The organism is Comamonas sp. FG99 (genome assembly GCF_057808605.1).
Window position 1 is genome coordinate 1 of the sequence record NZ_JBMDII010000077.1, and the last position, 5,764, is coordinate 5,764.

The following is a 5,764-nucleotide window of genomic DNA, read 5'->3' on the forward strand; positions in this document are numbered from 1 at the left end:
AGGCGCGGGGGGTATTGCGGTTGTAGAAGCCTGACGATGACCTACTTTCACACGGGAATCCGCACTATCATCGGCGCGAAGTCGTTTCACGGTCCTGTTCGGGATGGGAAGGGGTGGTACCAACTTGCTATGGTCATCAGGCATAACTTGTGCGCTGGGGTGACAGTTGTGCTGCTCACCCTAGCTCAATTCATAGAATCGGAATCAGTATTGATTGCGCCTTTGGGGCATAACGACTGCGGTTGCAGTCCTTTGATCTTGTGGTGCAGCATCGGATCACTCCATGCTGCAGCTATCAAAGTTATAGGGTCAAGCCGCACGAGCAATTAGTACTGGTTAGCTCAATGCATTACTGCACTTGCACACCCAGCCTATCAACGTCCTGGTCTAGAACGACTCTTCAGGGGGGTCAAGCCCCCGGCAGATCTCATCTTGAAACGAGTTTCCCGCTTAGATGCTTTCAGCGGTTATCTCTTCCACACTTAGCTACTCGGCTATGCCACTGGCGTGACAACCGATACACCAGAGGTGTGTCCACTCCGGTCCTCTCGTACTAGGAGCAGGCTTCCTCAAATCTGCAGCGCCCACGGAAGATAGGGACCAAACTGTCTCACGACGTTTTAAACCCAGCTCACGTACCTCTTTAAATGGCGAACAGCCATACCCTTGGGACCGACTACAGCCCCAGGATGAGATGAGCCGACATCGAGGTGCCAAACACCGCCGTCGATATGAACTCTTGGGCGGTATCAGCCTGTTATCCCCAGAGTACCTTTTATCCGTTGAGCGATGGCCCTTCCATACAGAACCACCGGATCACTATGTCCTGCTTTCGCATCTGCTCGACTTGTCAGTCTCGCAGTTAAGCACGCTTATGCCATTGCACTATCGTCACGATGTCCGACCGTAACTAGCGTACCTTCGAACTCCTCCGTTACGCTTTGGGAGGAGACCGCCCCAGTCAAACTGCCTACCATGCACTGTCCCCGATCCCGATTAGGGACCTAGGTTAGAACCTCAAACGCACCAGGGTGGTATTTCAACGTTGGCTCCATAAGATCTAGCGACCTTACTTCAAAGCCTCCCACCTATCCTACACAGATCCGTTCAAAGTCCAATACAAAGCTACAGTAAAGGTTCATGGGGTCTTTCCGTCTTTCCGCGGGGAGATTGCATCATCACAAACATTTCAACTTCGCTGAGTCTCAGGAGGAGACAGTGTGGCCATCGTTACGCCATTCGTGCAGGTCGGAACTTACCCGACAAGGAATTTCGCTACCTTAGGACCGTTATAGTTACGGCCGCCGTTTACTGGGACTTCAATCAAGAGCTTGCACCCCATCATTTAATCTTCCAGCACCGGGCAGGCGTCACACCCTATACGTCCACTTTCGTGTTTGCAGAGTGCTGTGTTTTTATTAAACAGTCGCAGCCACCTATTCTTTGCAACCCCTTTCGGCTCCGTCTGTACAACTTCACCTAATCAGGGCACACCTTCTCCCGAAGTTACGGTGTCAATTTGCCGAGTTCCTTCTCCTGAGTTCTCTCAAGCGCCTTAGAATACTCATCTCGCGCACCTGTGTCGGTTTGCGGTACGGTCGTCAATAGCTGAAGCTTAGTGGCTTTTCCTGGAAGCTGGGTATCACTCACTTCGTCTGCAAGCAGACCCGTTATCACCCCTCATCTCAGCCCGGCGGATTTGCCTACCAGGCACGACTACAGGCTTGAACCAACATGTCCAACAGTTGGCTGAGCTAACCTTCTCCGTCCCCACATCGCACTATTGATCGGTACAGGAATATTGACCTGTTTCCCATCAGCTACGCATCTCTGCCTCGCCTTAGGGGCCGACTCACTCTACGCCGATGAACGTTGCGTAGAAAACCTTGCGCTTACGGCGAGCGGGCTTTTCACCCGCTTTAACGCTACTCATGTCAGCATTCGCACTTCTGATACCTCCAGCATCCGTTACCAGACACCTTCTCAGGCTTACAGAACGCTCTCCTACCACGCACAGCAAAACTGTGCATCCGCAGCTTCGGTAACTGGCTTAGCCCCGTTACATCTTCCGCGCAGGACGACTCGATCAGTGAGCTATTACGCTTTCTTTAAATGATGGCTGCTTCTAAGCCAACATCCTGACTGTTTTAGCCTTCCCACTTCGTTTCCCACTTAGCCCGTTTTAGGGACCTTAGCTGGCGGTCTGGGTTGTTTCCCTCTTGAGTCCGGACGTTAGCACCCGGTGCTCTGTCTCCCAAGCTGTACTCTGCAGTATTCGGAGTTTGCATAGGTTTGGTAAGTCGCCATGACCCCCTAGCCTAAACAGTGCTCTACCCCCGCAGGTAATACTTGAGGCACTACCTAAATAGTTTTCGGAGAGAACCAGCTATTTCCAAGTTTGTTTAGCCTTTCACCCCTATCCACAGCTCATCCCCTAGTTTTGCAACACTAGTGGGTTCGGACCTCCAGTACCTGTTACGGCACCTTCATCCTGGCCATGGATAGATCACTTGGTTTCGGGTCTACACCCAGCGACTAGTCGCCCTATTCGGACTCGATTTCTCTACGCCTTCCCTATTCGGTTAAGCTCGCCACTGAATGTAAGTCGCTGACCCATTATACAAAAGGTACGCCGTCACCCCTAAAGGCTCCGACTTTTTGTAAGCATGCGGTTTCAGGATCTATTTCACTCCCCTCCCGGGGTTCTTTTCGCCTTTCCCTCACGGTACTGGTTCACTATCGGTCGATGATGAGTATTTAGCCTTGGAGGATGGTCCCCCCATGTTCAGACAGGGTTTCTCGTGCCCCGCCCTACTTGTCTCTAGCCTAGTACCACCAAACTGCTTTCACATACGGGGCTATCACCCACTATGGCCGGACTTTCCATTCCGTTCTGTTAACAATCTGACTATCACTAGAAGGCTCTTCCAATTTCGCTCGCCACTACTCTCGGAATCTCGGTTGATGTCTTTTCCTCTGGGTACTTAGATGTTTCAGTTCTCCAGGTTCGCCTCACATACCTATGTATTCAGTATGCAATACCCTCGCGGGTGGGTTTCCCCATTCAGATACCTCCGGATCAATGCTTATTTGCCAGCTCCCCGAAGCTTTTCGCAGGCTATCACGTCTTTCGTCGCCTATCATCGCCAAGGCATCCACCACATGCTCTTAGTCACTTGACCCTATAACTTTGACTTCTCTTGTCGAGAATCCCAAGCTCAGTCAAGCAACCGCTGCGAGGTCTCTCACCTCGCGCGTTATGCCGTAATGTGAATAATTCCTCGATATTGCTATCTTGGAGAATATTCGTCATTACTAGATATCTGCATTCGCAAAATATCTGTTTTGACGCAATCAAATTAGTCACTGGCGGCACGGTACACCTTGCGGTGTTTTCCGCCAGTAACTCTGATTTCGACTCTATGAATTTTTAAAGAACAGCCTTTATTGATCGGATCGATCAATACAAAAGCAGCCTGCTCTACAAGCTGCTTTTGTATTGAGGAGCCAATGATTATAGCATCCTCGTTTACCCCAGGACACTATTCTTGGTGGAGGATGACGGGATCGAACCGACGACCCCCTGCTTGCAAAGCAGGTGCTCTCCCAGCTGAGCTAATCCCCCTTTGATCGTCTATAGCCGGCGCATTGCTTCGTTGCTTCTTCCTCGCATACCTCAGTATGCTTCGTCATCCGCGCCTCGCACCGCTTGGCTCTAGCCAATCAACATGCCATCCGTTGGAAGATCTTGGTGGGTCTAGTTGGGCTCGAACCAACGACCCCCGCCTTATCAAGACGGTGCTCTAACCAGCTGAGCTACAGACCCATTCCCTCAACCAGATACCCCGCACGCTCTCGCGCACCCAGCACCCAGCCAAAGCTCTTCACAACAACCGATAAGTGTGGACGTTCAATCTTGATTGCTCTTGTTTCCAGAAAGGAGGTGATCCAGCCGCACCTTCCGATACGGCTACCTTGTTACGACTTCACCCCAGTCACGAACCCCGCCGTGGTAAGCGCCCTCCTTGCGGTTAGGCTACCTACTTCTGGCGAGACCCGCTCCCATGGTGTGACGGGCGGTGTGTACAAGACCCGGGAACGTATTCACCGTGACATGCTGATCCACGATTACTAGCGATTCCGACTTCACGCAGTCGAGTTGCAGACTGCGATCCGGACTACGACTGGCTTTATGGGATTAGCTCCCCCTCGCGGGTTGGCAACCCTTTGTACCAGCCATTGTATGACGTGTGTAGCCCCACCTATAAGGGCCATGAGGACTTGACGTCATCCCCACCTTCCTCCGGTTTGTCACCGGCAGTCCCATTAGAGTGCCCTTTCGTAGCAACTAATGGCAAGGGTTGCGCTCGTTGCGGGACTTAACCCAACATCTCACGACACGAGCTGACGACAGCCATGCAGCACCTGTGTTACGGCTCTCTTTCGAGCACTCCCAAATCTCTTCAGGATTCCGTACATGTCAAAGGTGGGTAAGGTTTTTCGCGTTGCATCGAATTAAACCACATCATCCACCGCTTGTGCGGGTCCCCGTCAATTCCTTTGAGTTTCAACCTTGCGGCCGTACTCCCCAGGCGGTCAACTTCACGCGTTAGCTTCGTTACTGAGTGAATTAACCCCCAACAACCAGTTGACATCGTTTAGGGCGTGGACTACCAGGGTATCTAATCCTGTTTGCTCCCCACGCTTTCGTGCATGAGCGTCAGTGCAGGCCCAGGGGATTGCCTTCGCCATCGGTGTTCCTCCGCATATCTACGCATTTCACTGCTACACGCGGAATTCCATCCCCCTCTGCCGCACTCCAGCCTTGCAGTCACAAAGGCAGTTCCCAGGTTGAGCCCGGGGATTTCACCTCTGTCTTACAAAACCGCCTGCGCACGCTTTACGCCCAGTAATTCCGATTAACGCTCGCACCCTACGTATTACCGCGGCTGCTGGCACGTAGTTAGCCGGTGCTTATTCTTACGGTACCGTCATATGCCCCCTGTATTAGAGAGAACCTTTTCGTTCCGTACAAAAGCAGTTTACAACCCGAAGGCCTTCATCCTGCACGCGGCATTGCTGGATCAGGCTTGCGCCCATTGTCCAAAATTCCCCACTGCTGCCTCCCGTAGGAGTCTGGGCCGTGTCTCAGTCCCAGTGTGGCTGGTCGTCCTCTCAGACCAGCTACAGATCGCAGGCTTGGTAAGCCTTTACCCCACCAACTACCTAATCTGCCATCAGCCGCTCTAGTAGCACAAGGCCCGAAGGTCCCCTGCTTTCATCCTTAGATCTCATGCGGTATTAGCACAACTTTCGCTGCGTTATCCCCCACTACCAGGCACGTTCCGATGTATTACTCACCCGTTCGCCACTCGCCACCAGGCCGAAGCCCGTGCTGCCGTTCGACTTGCATGTGTAAAGCATGCCGCCAGCGTTCAATCTGAGCCAGGATCAAACTCTATAGTTCGATCTTGAATTTAAAGTCTCTCGACTACTCACTCACTTGACGGAAATATCAGAAAGAAGCTCTCGCCCCTTCCCTACATTACTGTTTTCATGAGCGTTTGTTTAGCTCCGAAGAACTTGGCAATCGCCACCAAACGCCCACGCTTATCGGCTGTTAATTTTTAAAGACCCCGCCAGAAAAACAACCACCAGGCTATCTTTCCGACTCACCTCGCTGCGATCAGCGAAGCCTTGCATTGTAGCACAGCTTTTTGTGCCCCGCGAGAAGTTTTTGAAATTCTTTCGAACCACCCAAACC

Annotated in this window: 2 tRNA genes and 3 rRNA genes; all 5 read right to left on the bottom strand. The window is 52.1% G+C overall.

The features are described 5' to 3' along the window. Positions 1-28: 28 nt before the first annotated feature. The 5 genes from rrf to ACODRX_RS25720 all read right to left on the bottom strand — a co-directional run bounded on the left by rrf (position 29) and on the right by ACODRX_RS25720 (position 5,467). A 5S ribosomal RNA gene (gene rrf / locus ACODRX_RS25700) occupies positions 29-141 on the bottom strand. A gap of 164 nt (positions 142-305) precedes the next feature. Beyond that, positions 306-3,182 (bottom strand): 23S ribosomal RNA (locus ACODRX_RS25705). A 367-nt stretch (positions 3,183-3,549) separates the two neighbouring features. Beyond that, positions 3,550-3,625: transfer RNA gene (locus ACODRX_RS25710), tRNA-Ala, on the bottom strand. Between the two features lie 124 nt (positions 3,626-3,749). Then, positions 3,750-3,826: transfer RNA gene (locus ACODRX_RS25715), tRNA-Ile, on the bottom strand. A 110-nt stretch (positions 3,827-3,936) separates the two neighbouring features. Further along, a 16S ribosomal RNA gene (locus tag ACODRX_RS25720) occupies positions 3,937-5,467 on the bottom strand. The 16S, 23S and 5S rRNA genes sit together here with 2 tRNA genes alongside, the layout of an rRNA operon. Positions 5,468-5,764: the final 297 nt, after the last annotated feature.